The organism is Streptomyces neyagawaensis (genome assembly GCF_023516595.1).
In the GTDB taxonomy this organism is placed as follows: domain Bacteria; phylum Actinomycetota; class Actinomycetes; order Streptomycetales; family Streptomycetaceae; genus Streptomyces; species Streptomyces neyagawaensis.
The window spans coordinates 115,240-130,067 of record NZ_JAMGBG010000069.1; the positions used below are offsets into that span (position 1 = coordinate 115,240).

Here is a 14,828-nt window from a genome sequence, read left to right on the forward strand (position 1 = left end):
TATAGGCCTTGGCCTAAGCTGCTCTCAACTGTCACAACCGTTGGCCCTTGTATCAAGTACGTCCGACGAGCCCGAATCGTTCCGACGTTCTTCCGATTTTTTCCGGGGCTGTGTCCGAATTCGCCTTGCGTGTCATTCGGTGTCCGTTGTGACGCATGTCAACTGTCCCGATCTGTCGGGATAGTCACGTATGCCCTCGGGTCACTCCCGCGGGTGATCTGCCGCTTACGCATAGTCCGTTCGGGCCATTCAAGATTGGGCCCGAAGGGGGTGTTGCGCTGTGCCCTCCTTCCGTAACGTCCTCAACTGGCGGCGGTGAATATGCCGCTGCCGCCGTGGGGGAGCCTCGATTCGGGAGAGGACGGCGCCGGTATGGGCTGGGTAACCGACTGGAGTGCGCAGGCTGCCTGCCGCACTACCGATCCGGATGAACTGTTCGTTCAAGGAGCAGCGCAGAACAGGGCCAAGGCGGTGTGCACCGGATGCCCGGTGCGGACGGAGTGCCTGGCGGACGCGCTGGACAACCGCGTCGAATTCGGCGTGTGGGGAGGAATGACGGAGCGCGAGCGCCGCGCACTGCTGCGCAGGCGACCGACTGTCACCTCGTGGCGCCGTCTCCTCGAGACCGCGCGCACGGAGTACGAGCGTGGCGCGGGCATTCTGCCGCTCGACGATGACGAGATGTACGAGAACTACGCGGCGGTGAGCTAGAGGACGAGACCCTTGCGGGTCCCGTCCGTCCAGGGCGCCCTTGAGGTGTCGGCGCGTCGGGCAGGTGTGCCGGCTCTCGGGTGCCCCGAGACACCGTTCAGTTGTAGGTCAGTGATCGTTCGTCGGTCAGTCGTCCGTGGTGGGCAGTTCCGGCCGTACGGTCGCGAGTCGGTCCCCGATGTCCCGCAGGCCAGCCAGGTCGTGGACATCGCCGGGCAGCGCGGCCACTTCGGCCACCGCCACCTCGGGATGCAGCGCGGTGAAGCGGTCACGCGTGCGCCGCTCACGGGAGAGCAGCCGCATCCGCTCGGCGTGCAGCCTGAGCAGACCTGCGGTCAGCCGCTCGACGGCGCGGTCCGGGGCGGGGGAGCCGTCCTGGGCGCCTGTGGATGCGGGAGATTCTGAACTGCCGGACGTTTCGGGAGAGTTACGAACTGCTTTCCCGTCCATCTGATCCACAATGCGGGGCTCGTCAAGATTTTCCGCGGCGGCGAGCGCGCGCTCGGCGGACAGCTGGGCCGCGCCGCTGCCGTGGACGCGGTTGAGCACCAGACCGGCCAGCGGCATGTCCTCGGCGGCCAGCCGCTCCACGAAGTACGCCGCCTCCCGCAACGCGTCCCGCTCCGGCGCGGCCACCACCAGGAACGCCGTACCGGGAGCCTGGAGCAGCTTGTACGTGGCGTCCGCGCGGGTACGGAAACCGCCGAACATGGAGTCCATCGCGGCCACGAACGTCTGTACGTCCTTGAGCAGTTGACCGCCGAGCAGCTTGCCCAGGGCGCCCGTCATCATCGACATGCCGACGTTCAGGAACTTCATCCCGGCCCGCCCGCCGACCTTCGCGGGCGCCAGCAGCACCCGGATCAGCTTGCCGTCCAGGAACGAGCCCAGCCGCTTCGGGGCGTCCAGGAAGTCCAGCGCCGAACGTGACGGCGGGGTGTCGACGATGATCAGGTCCCACTCGTCGCGGGACCGCAGCTGACCCAGCTTCTCCATCGCCATGTACTCCTGCGTGCCCGCGAAGCCGGCGGAGAGCGACTGGTAGAAGGGATTGCTCAGGATCGCCGACGCCCGGTCCGGGTCCGCGTGCGCCTCGACGATCTCGTCGAACGTGCGCTTCATGTCGAGCATCATGGCGTGCAGTTCACCGCCCGCCCGTCGCCCACCGTCCTCGGCCGAGTCGTCGGCCGAGTCGTCGGGTGAGTCGTCGGGCGAGGACTCTCGCCGGTCCTCGACGCCCTTCACCCGGCGCGGGGTGTTGTCCAGCGAGTCGATGCCCATGGACTGGGCGAGCCGCCGGGCCGGGTCGATGGTCAGCACGACCACCTTCCGGCCGCGCTCCGCGGCCCGCAGCCCCAGGGCCGCCGCCGTGGTCGTCTTGCCGACGCCGCCCGCGCCGCAACACACCACGATGCGGGTCTCGGGGTCGTCGAGCAGCGGGTCGATCGCGAGGGGGCGGATCGAGTTGATCGCGCGATGTCCGTCCGGGGCGTGGGCCGAGTCGTGCGGGGCGGCGGCCGGGTCCGAAGTCATGAGATCCCTTGCTGACGCAGTTCCGTGGCCAGTTCGTACAGTCCCGCCAGGTCCATGCCCTCGGCGAGCAGCGGCAGTTCGTGCAGCGGCAGGCCCAGCTCGCCGAGGACACCCCGCTGCTCGTGCTCCAGCGTGTACCGCTCGGCGTACTCCTCGGCCTGGGCGAGCAGCGGCTCCACCAGACGCTCGGCGTTGCCGCCGCGCCGGGCGCCGCCGAGGCCCGCCGTGGACAGGGACTTGGCGACCGCCGTACGCGGCACCGCGCGCGCCAGCTCCAGCTCGTCGAAGTCCAGCAGCTCGGGCCGCACCATGTTGACGATGATCCGCCCGACCGGCAGCTTCGCCGCCCGCAGTTCGGCGATCCCGTCGGCCGTCTCCTGGACGGGCATCTCCTCCAGCAGCGTCACCAGGTGCACCGCCGTCTCCGGCGACTTCAGCACCCGCATGACCGCCTGGGCCTGATTGTGTATCGGGCCGATCTTCGCGAGCCCGGCCACCTCGTCGTTCACGTTCAAGAAGCGGGTGATGCGGCCTGTGGGCGGGGCGTCCATCACCACGTAGTCGTAGGTGTACCGCCCGCTCTTCTCCTTGCGGCGCACCGCCTCGCACGCCTTGCCGGTCAGGAGGACGTCCCTGAGGCCGGGTGCGATGGTGGTGGCGAAGTCGATCGCGCCGAGCTTCTTCAGGGCCCGGCCGGCACCGCCGAGCTTGTAGAACATCTGGAGGTAGTCCAGCAGGGCCAGTTCGGGGTCGATGGCCAGCGCGTACACCTCCCCGCCCCCGGGAGCCACCGCGATCTTCCGCTCCTCGTACGGAAGGGCTTCCGTCTCGAAGAGCTGTGCGATGCCCTGTCTGCCCTCGACCTCGACCAGGAGGGTGCGTTTCCCCTCGGTCGCGAGGGCGAGCGCGAGTGCGGCGGCGACCGTGGTCTTTCCGGTCCCGCCCTTGCCGCTGACGACCTGGAGCCTGCTCACGTATTCGAGCCTAACCAGTCCGCGCGCGGCATACGCGGGAGGCTGTGGACAACTCCGCCCCACATGACCGTCCGGACCTCGCCCCACATGGCCGTCCTGACCTCCCCGGGGCAGCGGCGGAAGCGTGCCGGCCAGGGGCTAAAGTCGGCCGCATGACCAAGAAGTGGGAATACGCGACCGTGCCGCTGCTCGTCCATGCCACGAAGCAGATCCTGGACACCTGGGGCGAGGACGGCTGGGAGCTCGTCCAGGTCGTGCCCGGGCCGAACAACCCCGAGCAGCTCGTCGCCTACCTGAAGCGCGAGAAGTCGGCATGAGCGCCGTCGAGGCCAAGCTCGCGGAACTCGGGCTGACCCTGCCCGAGGTGGTCCCGCCGCTCGCCGCGTACCAGCCGGCCGTGCAGTCCGGGGTGTACGTGTACACCGCCGGCCAGCTCCCCATGGTGGACGGCAAGCTGCCCGTCACCGGCAAGGTCGGCGCGGAGGTCACCCCCGAGGAGGCCAAGGACCTGGCCCGCACCTGCGCCCTGAACGCCCTCGCCGCCGTGAAGTCGGTCGCGGGCGACCTCGACCGCGTGGCCCGCGTCGTGAAGGTCGTCGGTTTCGTCGCCTCGGCCGCGGACTTCACCGGCCAGCCCGCCGTGCTCAACGGCGCGAGCGAGCTCCTCGGCGCCGTCCTCGGCGACAAGGGCGTGCACGCGCGCAGCGCGGTCGGTGTGGCCGTGCTGCCGCTGGACGCGCCGGTCGAGGTGGAGATCCAGGTGGAGCTCACGTCGGCGTGACCGCCCCGGGCCCCCACGGCAGCCACAAGATCGCGGGGGCTCACTCGAACATCCGGCCGTCACGGGTTAGCCTCCGCCCATGGCAAAGGGGCAGTGGTACCCACCCGAGTGGCCGGACCGCATCCGCCGGCTCGCGGCCGGCACGCTGACACCGGTGACCCCCAGGCGGGCCGCCACCGTCATGCTGCTCAAGGACACGGCCGACACCCCGCTCGTGCACATGCTGCGCCGACGCGCCTCCATGGCCTTCGCCGGGGGCGCGTACGCGTATCCGGGCGGCGGGGTCGACCCGCGCGACGACGACCACCGGATCCGCTGGGCGGGCCCCACGCGCGCGTGGTGGGCCGACCGGCTCGGTGTGGACGAGGCCGGCGCCCAGGCGATCGTCTGCGCGGCCGTCCGCGAGACGTATGAGGAGGCCGGTGTCCTGCTCGCCGGCCCCACCCCCGACACGGTGGTCGGGGACACGACCGGCGACGACTGGGAGGCGGACCGCGCCGCCGTGGCCGCCCGGGGCATGTCCTTCGCGGAGTTCCTGGACCGCCGGGGCCTGGTCCTGCGCTCGGACCTGCTCGGCGCCTGGACCCGCTGGATCACCCCCGAGTTCGAGGCCCGCCGCTACGACACCTGGTTCTTCGTGGCGGCCCTCCCGCGGGGCCAGCGCACCCGCAACGCCTCCACGGAGGCCGACCGCACCGTGTGGATCCGCCCCCGTGACGCCGCCGAGGGCTACGACAAGGGCGAGCTGCTGATGATGCCGCCCACCATCGCGACCCTGCGCCAGCTCACGGCGTACGACACGGCCGCCGGGGCGCTCGCCGCGGCACCCGGCCGCGATCTGACCCCGGTGCTCGCCCAGGCACGCCTGGAGAACGACGCGGTGATTCTTTCCTGGCCCGGCCACGGGGAGTTCACCAAGCGCATACCGTCAGGGGGAGGCCCCGCATGACCGACGCAGCAGCCCTCCCCGGACAGCCGAGGGGCGGTGTCCTCTCGGGGCCCGCCACCACGCGCGCGGTGAACGTCCTCGCGCCCAACGCGTCCGCGATGACGCTCGACGGAACCAACACCTGGATCGTCTCCGAGCCCGACTCCGACCTGGCGGTCGTGATCGACCCCGGCCCCTTGGACGACGGCCACCTGCGCCAGGTCGTCGAGACGGCGGAGAGTGCCGGCAAGCGCGTCGCGCTGACCCTGCTCACGCACGGCCACCCCGACCACGCGGAGGGCGCCGCGCGCTTCGCCGAGCTGACCCGGACGAATGTCCGGGCCCTCGACCCGGCCCTGAGGCTCGGCGACGAGGGACTCGGCGCGGGCGACGTGGTGAGCGTCGACGGACTGGAACTCCGCGTCGTCCCCACCCCCGGCCACACCGCCGACTCCCTCTGCTTCCACCTCCCGGCCGACCGGGCCGTCCTGACGGGCGACACCGTCCTCGGCCGCGGTACGACGGTCGTGGCGCACCCCGACGGCCGTCTCGGCGACTACCTCGACTCCCTCCGCCGCCTCAGGTCCCTCACGGTGGACGACGGCGTCCACACCGTCCTGCCCGGCCACGGCCCCGTCCTTGACGACGCCCAGGGGGTCGTCGAGTACTACCTGGCCCACCGCGCCCACCGACTGGCCCAGGTCGAGACGGCGGTCGAGGACGGCTACGGCACGCCCGGCGAGGTGGTCGCCCACGTCTACGCCGACGTCGATCGCTCCCTCTGGCCGGCCGCGGAACTGTCGGTACGCGCGCAGCTGGAGTACCTGACCGATCATGGCCTGATCTGAGAACGCGGGCCCGGACGGCCCCCCGGCGGCATGAGCGGCCCTCTGCGGCCCGGAATCGCCCTCTGCGGCCCGGAACCGCGCGGGAGGCCGCCGGACTGCCACCGGAGGGGCCGCAGGGGCCTGAGAGGCGCCAGGAGGCTCGGCGGAGCCCAGGCCAGCTCCTCGCCCGCTCCTCGGACGGCGTCTCACCCGTCTTCCGGACGAGGTGCCTTGACGCCGTGCACGCGCGCGTACTCCTCGGCCAGCCAGGGTCCGAGGTCGTCGACGTAGGACCGCAGCAGGGCTTCATGCCCCTCGGGGGCGTCGTCCGGGGCGTACGCGGCGGCCGCCGCCGCCCTCATCCGGTCGGCCCGCTCGGGGTAGTACTCGCCGAACGCCTCCGCCATCTCGTGGAGGTCGCTGGTCCAGCCGTTCCAGCGGGGCATGACGAGGGTGAACCCGGTCCGGACGAGGCGGCGGGAGCAGGAGCGTACGAGGGAGCGCCGGGCCTCGGGGGTGGACGCGTCGGCGATGCGTTCGCGCCAGCGGGGCAGCAGCCGCGCCAGGTCGCCGTTGGTCTCGCGGGCGAGAAGGGAGTCCGGCCGGTACCGGGGCAGGTCCTCGGCGAGGTCCTGGCCCAGCAACGGGGTGCACAGGCAGGCCACGAACCACCCCAGGTCGTAGCGCTCCGGATCACTGAGCACCCGAGCCCGGCTGACGAGCAGCGTTCCGGACCCGTCGATCTGCGGGAACTCCTGGTCCAGCGCCTCGTCCAGGGCTCCGGCCTCCGCCCGGTCCGCGTCGGTGGGCTCGTCCCGCAGCACCACCAGCAGGTCGAAGTCGCTGCGGCCGGGGCGGGCGGTGCCACGGGGGATCGACCCGTAGAGGTACGCGCTGTGCAGCCGGGCCCCGAACACCTCCAGCACCCGGTCCCGAGCGGCGGCCACCACCCCCCGAAACCCCTCCGCGACCCGCCCCAGCGACCCCTCCCGCTCGATGTACCCCCGCGCGTCCAGCCCTCTCCGGGCCCCTCTCGCAGCCATACGACCACTGTGCCTCCAGGGGAGGAGCGAGGCAGGTCGTTCAGGGCGTGGCGGGGGCACGCAAAACCGTTGGGGCCCGCCCCCACGAACGGGACGGGCCCCAACGACGTACTCGAAACTGCTGCCGGCGACCGGCGACCGGCGACCGGCGACCGGCGACCGGCGACCGGCGACCGGTCACTGGGGATCGGTCACCGGGGTGCGGCGAAGGTCAGCGCGACCGCTTCGCCAGGCGCTCCACGTCCAGCAGGATCACCGCGCGTGCCTCGAGCCGCAGCCAACCCCGCTGCGCGAAATCGGCCAGCGCCTTGTTGACGGTCTCGCGGGACGCCCCGACGAGCTGCGCCAGCTCCTCCTGCGTGAGGTCGTGCACCACGTGGATGCCTTCCTCGGACTGCACACCGAACCTCCTGGAGAGGTCCAGCAGCGCACGGGCGACACGGCCGGGGACGTCCGAGAACACCAGGTCGGACATCTGGTCGTTGGTCTTGCGCAGCCTCCGCGCGACGGCGCGCAGCAGCGCGGCCGCCACCTCGGGCCGCGCGTTCAGCCACGGCTGGAGGTCGCCGTGGCCGAGGCCGAGCAGCTTGACCTCGGTCAGCGCGGTGGCGGTGGCCGTCCGCGGCCCCGGGTCGAACAGCGACAGCTCGCCGATGAGCTCACCGGGCCCGAGCACGGCGAGCATGTTCTCGCGGCCGTCGGGCGACGCGCGGTGCAGCTTGACCTTGCCCTCGGTGACCACATAGAGGCGGTCCCCGGGGTCGCCCTCGTGGAAGAGAGCGTCACCCCGCGCGAGGGTCACCTCACTCATGGAGGCGCGGAGCTCCGCGGCCTGCTCGTCATCGAGCGCCGCGAAGAGCGGGGCGCGCCGCAGAACGTCGTCCACGAGTTCTCTCCTTGTCGACCTGCTCAGGGGATCTTGCTCCCCGTAGTACCAGGGGACCGTGTTCCCCGTTTAGCCGGACGGTCCAAACAGTGTGATCTGTCACAAGGATGCCGCACACATGTCCCGAGGTAAGCGTCAGGGGTCCAATTGGGGGCCGATCTTCAGGGCCCGGGGCGGATGTCGGTGCAGGGCTTTAGGCTGGCCGAGTGTCCAAATCGCCGGTGAGAGCACAGGCCAAGGGAGCTGGACGGGTGGTTGTACGTCGCGATTCCGCTGTGGGCGAACAGGGCCCCTCGGGAGCGAAGAAAACGGCAAAGAAGACGAACGCGTCGGCGTCCCCGGCGGCGTCGGAAGGCGCGCCTCCGGCGACGGAGCGCACGCCTCCGGCGACGGAACCCGCCGCCGGGAAGTCCGCGTCGGTCGCCGGGAAGTCGGCACCTGCCGCCGGGAAGTCGGCGCCCGCCACCGGGAAGTCGGCGCCCGCCAGGAAGCTGGCGCCCGCCCGGAAGTCGGCCAAGGCCGCCGCCTCTCCGAAGTCGCCCGAGCCCGGCGCATCCCTCAAGCCCGCCAAGCCACCCAAGCCCGAGTCTCCGACCGCCCTGGTCCGCCGTGCCCGGCGGATCAACCGTGAGCTGGCCGAGGTGTACCCGTACGCCCACCCGGAACTGGACTTCGAGAACCCCTTCCAGCTGATCGTCGCCACGGTCCTGTCCGCCCAGACCACCGATCTGAGGGTCAACCAGACGACGCCGGCCCTCTTCGCGAAGTACCCCACCCCCGAGGACCTCGCCGCGGCCGTCCCGGAGGAAGTCGAGGAGATCCTGCGGCCGTGCGGGTTCTTCCGGGCGAAGACGAAGTCGGTGATGGGGCTGTCGAAGGCGCTCGTGGAGAACCACAACGGCGAGGTCCCCGGCCGTCTGGAGGACCTGGTCAAACTGCCCGGTGTCGGCCGCAAGACCGCCTTCGTCGTGCTGGGCAACGCCTTCGGCCGGCCCGGCATCACCGTCGACACGCACTTCCAGCGGCTCGTACGGCGCTGGAAGTGGACCGAGGAGACCGACCCGGACAAGATCGAGGCGGCCGTCGGGGCGCTCTTCCCGAAGAGCGAGTGGACGATGCTGTCGCACCACGTGATCTTCCACGGCCGTCGTATCTGTCACGCCCGCAAGCCCGCCTGCGGCGCCTGCCCCATCGCTCCGCTCTGCCCGGCGTACGGCGAGGGCGAGACGGACCCGGAGAAGGCCAGGAAGCTGCTCAAGTACGAGAAGGGCGGCTTCCCCGGTCAGCGCCTGAAGCCCCCGCAGTCGTACCTGGACGCGGGCGGCATCCCGGCCCCGCCCCTGGGAGCCGCCGGATGACGTCCCTTCCGGAGCGCGCCGCGCCGCCCCCTGCCCGTCCGGGCCCGAACCGCCCACCCGGAACGGCCGGTCACCGCGCGGGGCGAGCCCCGAGCCACCCACACGAGGGACTCTCGCCCGCAGCGGAACGATCGGTCGGCCTCGGGGCGTTGGCAGGGGAAGAACGACGGGGGTGGCTATGACACGCGCGAGCCGGACGGACGGCGGTACGCACACGGACACGGACCCTGGGCGCCACGCGGCATCCGGGCACCGCGTGCCGCGGCCACGCCTCGACAGGACCGGCCTGCCCACCTGGCTGGACCCGGTCGTCCGCGCCGTCGAGACCGTCCAGCCGCTCCAACTGAGCCGCTTCCTGCCGCCGGAGAACGGCTCGGGCCGGCAGTCGGCGGTCCTCATCCTGTTCGGCGAGGGCGACCGCGGCCCAGAGTTGCTGCTGATGGAGCGCGCCGGTTCCCTCAGATCGCACGCCGGACAGCCGTCCTTCCCGGGCGGCGCCCTCGACCCCGAGGACGGCGACCCGCAGACCGACGGCCCTCTGCGGGCCGCGCTCCGCGAGGCCGAGGAGGAAACCGGCCTCGACCCGCGAGGCGTCCAGCTCTTCGGTGTCCTGCCGAAGCTGTACATCCCGGTGAGCGGCTTCGTCGTGACGCCCGTGCTGGGCTGGTGGCGCGAGCCGAGCCCGGTCCGCGCCGTCGACCCCAACGAGACGGCACGCGTCTTCACCGTTCCCGTGGCGGATCTCACGGCTCCCGCCCATCGCGCCACCACTGTCCACCCCAGCGGCCACAAGGGTCCGGCATTTCTGGTCGAATCGGCACTCGTGTGGGGTTTCACGGCAGGCGTGATCGACCGCCTGCTGCACTACTCGGGCTGGGAGCGCCCCTGGGACCGGGGCAAGCAGGTCCCGCTCGACTGGCGCTCATGACAGGGTGTCTGCCGTGCCGCGTCTCGTGGGGAGCGTCCCGTCCCCCGGTCGCCGTGCGGCGGGCCGTACCCCGGGCCGACCTGTAGTGATCGCGAAGTGACGAGGCGAGGCTTGAAGCGGTGAACGTGCTGGACATCCTGTTGCTGGTCGCCGCCGTCTGGTTCGCGATCGTCGGCTTCCGCCAGGGCTTCGTCGTCGGCATCCTGTCGGTGATCGGTTTCCTGGGCGGCGGCCTCGTCGCCGTCTACACCCTCCCGCTCATCTGGGACTGGATGACCGACAACTCCGAGGTCAGCACGGCGGCCGCCGTCGTCGCGGTCGTCGTCGTGATCGTCTGCGCCTCCGTCGGCCAGGCCCTCACCACCCACCTCGGCAACAAGCTGCGCCGCTACATCACCTGGTCCCCGGCTCGCGCCCTGGACGCCACCGGCGGCGCCCTCGTCAACGTGGTGGCGATGCTCCTGGTCGCCTGGCTGATCGGTTCCGCGCTCGCGGGCACGACACTGCCCACGCTCGGCAAGGAGGTCCGCAACTCCAAGGTGTTGCAGGGCGTGGCCCAGGCCCTGCCCAACCAGGCGGACACCTGGTTCGCGGACTTCTCCTCGGTCCTCGCGCAGAACGGCTTCCCGCAGGTCTTCAGCCCGTTCGCCAACGAGCAGATCACCGACGTCCAGCCCCCCGATCCCGCGCTCGCCAACAGCCGGGTCGCCCAGCGCGCCAAGCGGTCCATCGTCAAGGTGATGGGCACCGCCGAGAGTTGCGGCAAGGTCCTCGAAGGCACCGGCTTCGTCTTCGACGAGCGCCGCGTGATGACCAACGCGCACGTGGTCGGCGGAGTCGACGAACCCACCGTCCAGATAGGGGGCGAGGGCCGCAAGTACGACGCCAAGGTCGTCCTCTACGACTGGGAGCGCGACATCGCCGTCCTGGACGTGCCGGACCTGAACGCGCCGGTGCTGCGGTTCACCGCCGACGACGCCGTCAGCGGCGACGACGCGATCGTCGCCGGCTACCCGGAGAACGGCGCGTACGACGTCCGCCCCGCGCGCGTGCGCGGTCGCATCACGGCCAACGGCCCCGACATCTACCACCGGGGCACGGTCCGCCGTGATGTCTACTCGCTGTACGCGACCGTCCGTCAGGGCAACTCCGGCGGACCGCTGCTCACACCCGAAGGCCGGGTGTACGGCGTGGTCTTCGCGAAGTCCCTCGACGATCCCAACACCGGCTACGCGCTCACCGCGGACGAGATCAAGGAGGACATCGTCCAGGGACGGGCGGCCAACCAGCAGGTGGACAGCGACAGCTGCGCGCTCTGAGGCGCCTCAGGGCCGGGGGTGGCGCAGGCGGGCCGAGACCCAGCGGGCCCGGCGGCGCAGGATCAGCGGAATGCCCAGCCGGGGGTCCGCGTCCGGGTCGGTGCCCGGCCCCTGCGGGGCGCCCCTCTGGTGGGAGCTCAGGCCTGCGGCCGAGCGGCGATTGCGTGCTGCGTCACTGTAGTCGTGCGTCCAGCCCATACCCCGACGTGTGCCCCCGCCCCAAGGTCAGTAACCTCCCCCGCGCCCCCCAATCGGCCTATGCGCCGGGCAAGTGGCTGTCCGTGGAACAGGTGTTCACTTTCCGCTGGTGGGGCGGGCCCAGCGGGCAGGCTCAGCGGTCGGGTTCGGGGTCCTTCAGCCAGTTGATGAGCTCCGACGAGAACGCCACCGGGTCCTCCTCGTGCGGGAAGTGCCCGAGCCCGTCGAACAGCCGCCAGCGGTAGGGGGCTTCGACGTACTCCCCGGAGCCCGCCGCGCTGCGCGTGCGCATCACCGGGTCGAGTGAACCGTGCAGATGGAGCGTCGGCACACGCACCGGCCGCTTCATGCGCCGGTTGAACTGGATGCCGTCGGGGCGGGCGAGGGAGCGCACCATCCACCGGTACGGCTCGATCGAGCAGTGCGCGGTCGACGGGATGCAGATCGCCCGCCGGTACGCGTCCACGGCCTCGTCGTCGGGAAGCCGCGGCCCCGACCACTCCCGGATCAGCCGGCCCACCAGGGCGCCGTCGTCCGCGGTCAGTTGCCGCTCGGGGATCCAGGGCCGCTGGAAGCCCCAGATGTAGGACCCGGCGGCGGTCTGCTTGACGTCCGACAGCATCGCCGAGCGCCAGCGTCTCGGGTGCGGCATCGAGGAGACCGCGAGCCGTCGCACGAGCTTGGGGCGCATCACGGCCGCCGTCCACGCCAGATAGCCGCCGAGGTCGTGCCCGACCAGTGCGGCGTCGGGCTCACCGAGGGACCGGACGACGCCCGTGATGTCCAGGGCGAGGTTGGCCGGGTCGTAGCCGCGGGGCGTACGGTCGCTGCCGCCGACGCCGCGCAGGTCCATGGCGACGGCACGGAACCCGGCGTCGGCGAGCGCGACCAGCTGGTGCCGCCAGGTCCACCAGAACTGCGGGAAGCCGTGCAGCAGCATCACCAGTGGCCCGTCGCCGACTTCGGCGATGTGGAAGCGGGCGCCGTTGGCGGCCACGTCCCGGTGGATCACCTCTTTCGCGCCGGGCACGTCGAGTCGTACGACCGAGGCGGGCTGGCCGGAGGCGGCTGAGGTGGCGGGGTCCGTCATGAGGTCGAGCGTGCCACAGCCTCGACGCCGCCGTCGGTCCGGGCGGGCCGGCGGGGGTGCGGCTTGGCGTTCTGGAGCACTCCGGCGGTCTGCTTCATGGACGCGGCGACCTTCTGCGGGCCCTGCCCCTTCTTGGCCTTCTTCGAGAAGGCGACCCCGATGAGCGCCAGGACGACGGCGACCAGCACGTTCGCCGCGAACGACAACAGGAAGCAGATCGCCAGGTTCCAGTCGCTCCAGGTGCGGATGCCGTACGCCAGTGCGAAGCTGAGCATCGGCAGGGAGAAGATCAGCACCGCGCCGGCCGCCGTGAACGCCCCGCCGCCGACCAGACCGCGCTTGACGTCCTGCCTGAGCTGGGCCTTCGCCAGCGCGATCTCGTCGTGCACCAGTGCGGACATCTCGGCCGTCGCCGAGGCGAACAGCTGGCCGACACTGCGTTCGGCACCGACCGGGCTGCCGTCGGGTGCGCTCATCGGGGTCTCCCTCATCTGCGTCCGGAAGCGCCCCCGCCCCGTACGGGCCTCGGCTCGAAGGCCGCGTCGTACGGTGCCGGGGGCGCCCTGCGTTTTGTACGGTCCTGTCAGATCATGCCGGACCGCCGTCCCCGTCGCCTGCCCCGCCCGCCACTTCGGCAAGCCTGCGGTGCTCGGCGGCCTTGCGTTCGTAGATCTCGGCCATGCGCAGGTGGTACGCCGGGTCGTCCTGTTCGTAGATGTCGGGGATGCCGTCGAGGTCCTCGTCGCGGTGCTCCTCGGCCCACAGCGCCTGGTACTTCGCGTTGCGCAGCTTCAGCAGAACGGTCGCCAGGAGCGCCGCGATGAGCGACCCCGTGAGCACGGCCGCCTTGACGCCGTCGGTGAGCGCCGGGTCGCCCTCGAAGGCGAGTTCACCGATGAGCAGCGACACGGTGAAGCCGATCCCGGCGAGCGTGGAGACGGCGAGGACGTCCGGCCAGACCAGGTCCTCGGAGAGGGAGGCCCGGGTGAAACGGGCGGTCAGCCAGGTCCCGCCGAAGATCCCGACCGCCTTGCCGACGACCAGCCCGAGCACCACGCCGAGCGTCTCCGGCTGGGTGAACACCTTCCCCAGCGCCCCGCCCGACACGGTGACACCCGCGCTGAACAGGGCGAACAGCGGCACGGCCAGGCCCGCCGAGAGGGGGCGCACGAGGTGCTCGACGTGCTCGCCGGGGGAGTGCTCCTCCCCCTCGTTCCTGGTGCAGCGCAGCATCAGGCCCATCGCGACACCGGCGATGGTGGCGTGGACGCCGCTGTTGTACATCAGCCCCCAGACGACGACGGCGAGCGGGACGTACACGTACCACCCGCGCACCTCCTTCCTGAGCAGCAGCCAGAAGAGGGCGAGGCCCGCGAAGGCACCGCCGAGCGCGGCGAAGTCGAGGCCGTCGGTGAAGAAGATCGCGATGATCAGGATCGCGAAGAGGTCGTCGACGACGGCGAGGGTGAGCAGGAACGCGCGCAGCGCGGAGGGCAGCGAGGTGCCGATGACGGCCAGTACGGCGAGCGCGAACGCGATGTCGGTGGCCGTGGGCACGGCCCAGCCGGCGAGCGATCCGCCGCCGCCGACGTTGGTGAGGGTGTAGACGAGCGCCGGTACGGCCATGCCGCACAGGGCGGCGACCACGGGCAGTGCGGCCGCCTTGGGGTCCCGCAGGTCACCGGCGACGAGCTCGCGCTTGAGTTCGATGCCGGCGACGAAGAAGAAGATCGCGAGGAGTCCGTCGGCGGCCCAGTGGGCGACGGAGAGATTCAGTCCGAGGGCCTCGGGGCCGAAGTGGAAGTCGCTGACGGTCTCGTAACCGCTGTGCAGGGCAGGGACGTTGGCCCAGATCAGCGCGGTGACGGCGGCGAGGAGCAGCAGCACACCGCCGACGGTCTCCGTGCGCAGCGCGTCCGCCACGAAGGTCCGCTCGGGCAGGGAGAGTCGGTCGAGGACCTTCCGGGCGGGGGTGGGGCGGGATGCGGCCACGGCGGGGACCTCCGGTCGAGGGCAGGACGGAACACTCGCCGACCAGACTTCCCGGCACACCTGATTGTTTAGTCTACCTAAGGGCACAGCTCGGGGCACCTGGTGCGTCGATCACCGGGTGCCCCTCAGGACGTACCTCATCGTCGGACTTCGGCGCGGCGGCGGCCACCCGGCCACCGCTCGGCCTCGATGGGGCGGCGGCCATCCGGCCACCGCCCCTACGCGGGTTCAGCCCTCTATGAACGTGATCTCAGTCCTCG

Annotated in this window: 16 protein-coding genes; 8 read left to right on the plus strand and 8 right to left on the minus strand. The window is 71.5% G+C overall.

Annotated features, from left to right (window positions below):
• The first annotated feature begins 372 nt into the window (after positions 1-372).
• On the plus strand, positions 373-711 hold the full coding sequence (gene wblA / locus M8J73_RS27510) for a transcriptional regulator WblA (RefSeq protein ID WP_033524587.1): 339 nt from the start codon (positions 373-375) through the stop codon (positions 709-711).
• Positions 712-837: 126 nt separating this feature from the next.
• Here the strand turns inward: wblA and M8J73_RS27515 are convergent, their stop codons facing one another.
• Together M8J73_RS27515 and bagA are read right to left on the minus strand one after the other, a co-directional pair.
• Positions 838-2,244 carry an ArsA family ATPase gene (locus M8J73_RS27515; RefSeq protein ID WP_055538202.1) on the minus strand — a complete coding sequence of 469 codons (1,407 nt, stop codon included), beginning with the start codon at positions 2,242-2,244 and terminating at the stop codon, positions 838-840.
• Positions 2,241-3,218, minus strand: a complete 978-nt coding sequence (gene bagA / locus M8J73_RS27520; RefSeq protein ID WP_055520995.1) for an ATPase BagA — start codon at positions 3,216-3,218, stop codon at positions 2,241-2,243. The genes M8J73_RS27515 and bagA overlap by 4 nt, the downstream gene beginning before the upstream one ends.
• 152 nt (positions 3,219-3,370) lie before the next feature.
• Here bagA and sp36 point away from each other — a divergent pair, with 152 nt between their 5' ends.
• From sp36 to M8J73_RS27540, 4 genes are all read left to right on the plus strand, one after another.
• The gene (sp36, locus tag M8J73_RS27525) at positions 3,371-3,535 is read left to right on the plus strand and encodes a Sp36 family protein (RefSeq protein WP_099966959.1); all 165 of its coding nucleotides are present in this window, start codon (positions 3,371-3,373) and stop codon (positions 3,533-3,535) included.
• Positions 3,532-3,999, plus strand: coding sequence for a RidA family protein (locus M8J73_RS27530; RefSeq protein WP_055541483.1), 468 nt, complete (start codon positions 3,532-3,534; stop codon positions 3,997-3,999). Before sp36 ends, M8J73_RS27530 begins: the two co-directional genes overlap by 4 nt.
• A 79-nt stretch (positions 4,000-4,078) precedes the next feature.
• A complete protein-coding gene (locus tag M8J73_RS27535) occupies positions 4,079-4,948 on the plus strand; it encodes an NUDIX hydrolase (RefSeq protein WP_249829201.1) in 870 nt (289 codons plus the stop codon).
• Positions 4,945-5,775, plus strand: coding sequence for an MBL fold metallo-hydrolase (locus M8J73_RS27540; protein WP_249829202.1), 831 nt, complete (start codon positions 4,945-4,947; stop codon positions 5,773-5,775). Before M8J73_RS27535 ends, M8J73_RS27540 begins: the two co-directional genes overlap by 4 nt.
• A 185-nt stretch (positions 5,776-5,960) precedes the next feature.
• On the opposite strand, the gene M8J73_RS27545 is transcribed toward M8J73_RS27540, so the two are convergent.
• Entirely contained in the window at positions 5,961-6,797 is an 837-nt protein-coding gene (locus M8J73_RS27545) for a nucleotidyltransferase domain-containing protein (protein WP_249829203.1), read from the minus strand.
• 211 nt (positions 6,798-7,008) lie between these two features.
• Positions 7,009-7,683 carry a Crp/Fnr family transcriptional regulator gene (locus tag M8J73_RS27550; RefSeq protein WP_005476003.1) on the minus strand — a complete coding sequence of 225 codons (675 nt, stop codon included), beginning with the start codon at positions 7,681-7,683 and terminating at the stop codon, positions 7,009-7,011.
• 251 nt (positions 7,684-7,934) lie between these two features.
• On the opposite strand from M8J73_RS27550, the gene nth reads away from it, so the two are divergent.
• The 3 genes from nth to M8J73_RS27565 all read left to right on the plus strand — a co-directional run bounded on the left by nth (position 7,935) and on the right by M8J73_RS27565 (position 11,288).
• Complete coding sequence (gene nth, locus M8J73_RS27555) at positions 7,935-9,041, plus strand: endonuclease III (RefSeq protein WP_206188039.1); 1,107 nt, start codon at positions 7,935-7,937, stop codon at positions 9,039-9,041.
• 178 nt (positions 9,042-9,219) lie between these two features.
• Positions 9,220-9,969, plus strand: coding sequence for an NUDIX hydrolase (locus tag M8J73_RS27560; RefSeq protein WP_240501716.1), 750 nt, complete (start codon positions 9,220-9,222; stop codon positions 9,967-9,969).
• Between the two features lie 119 nt (positions 9,970-10,088).
• Positions 10,089-11,288 carry a MarP family serine protease gene (locus M8J73_RS27565; RefSeq protein ID WP_249829204.1) on the plus strand — a complete coding sequence of 400 codons (1,200 nt, stop codon included), beginning with the start codon at positions 10,089-10,091 and terminating at the stop codon, positions 11,286-11,288.
• A gap of 6 nt (positions 11,289-11,294) precedes the next feature.
• On the opposite strand, the gene M8J73_RS27570 is transcribed toward M8J73_RS27565, so the two are convergent.
• The 4 genes from M8J73_RS27570 to nhaA all read right to left on the minus strand — a co-directional run bounded on the left by M8J73_RS27570 (position 11,295) and on the right by nhaA (position 14,568).
• Positions 11,295-11,486 carry a hypothetical protein gene (locus M8J73_RS27570; RefSeq protein WP_099966965.1) on the minus strand — a complete coding sequence of 64 codons (192 nt, stop codon included), beginning with the start codon at positions 11,484-11,486 and terminating at the stop codon, positions 11,295-11,297.
• 133 nt (positions 11,487-11,619) lie between these two features.
• On the minus strand, positions 11,620-12,576 hold the full coding sequence (locus M8J73_RS27575; RefSeq protein WP_055541185.1) for an alpha/beta fold hydrolase: 957 nt from the start codon (positions 12,574-12,576) through the stop codon (positions 11,620-11,622).
• Positions 12,573-13,052, minus strand: coding sequence for a phage holin family protein (locus M8J73_RS27580; RefSeq protein WP_055541184.1), 480 nt, complete (start codon positions 13,050-13,052; stop codon positions 12,573-12,575). The genes M8J73_RS27575 and M8J73_RS27580 overlap by 4 nt, the downstream gene beginning before the upstream one ends.
• Positions 13,053-13,164: 112 nt before the next feature.
• Positions 13,165-14,568: a Na+/H+ antiporter NhaA gene (gene nhaA, locus M8J73_RS27585; protein ID WP_055541183.1), complete on the minus strand. Its 1,404-nt coding sequence runs from the start codon at positions 14,566-14,568 to the stop codon at positions 13,165-13,167.
• Between the last annotated feature and the right edge of the window lie 260 nt (positions 14,569-14,828).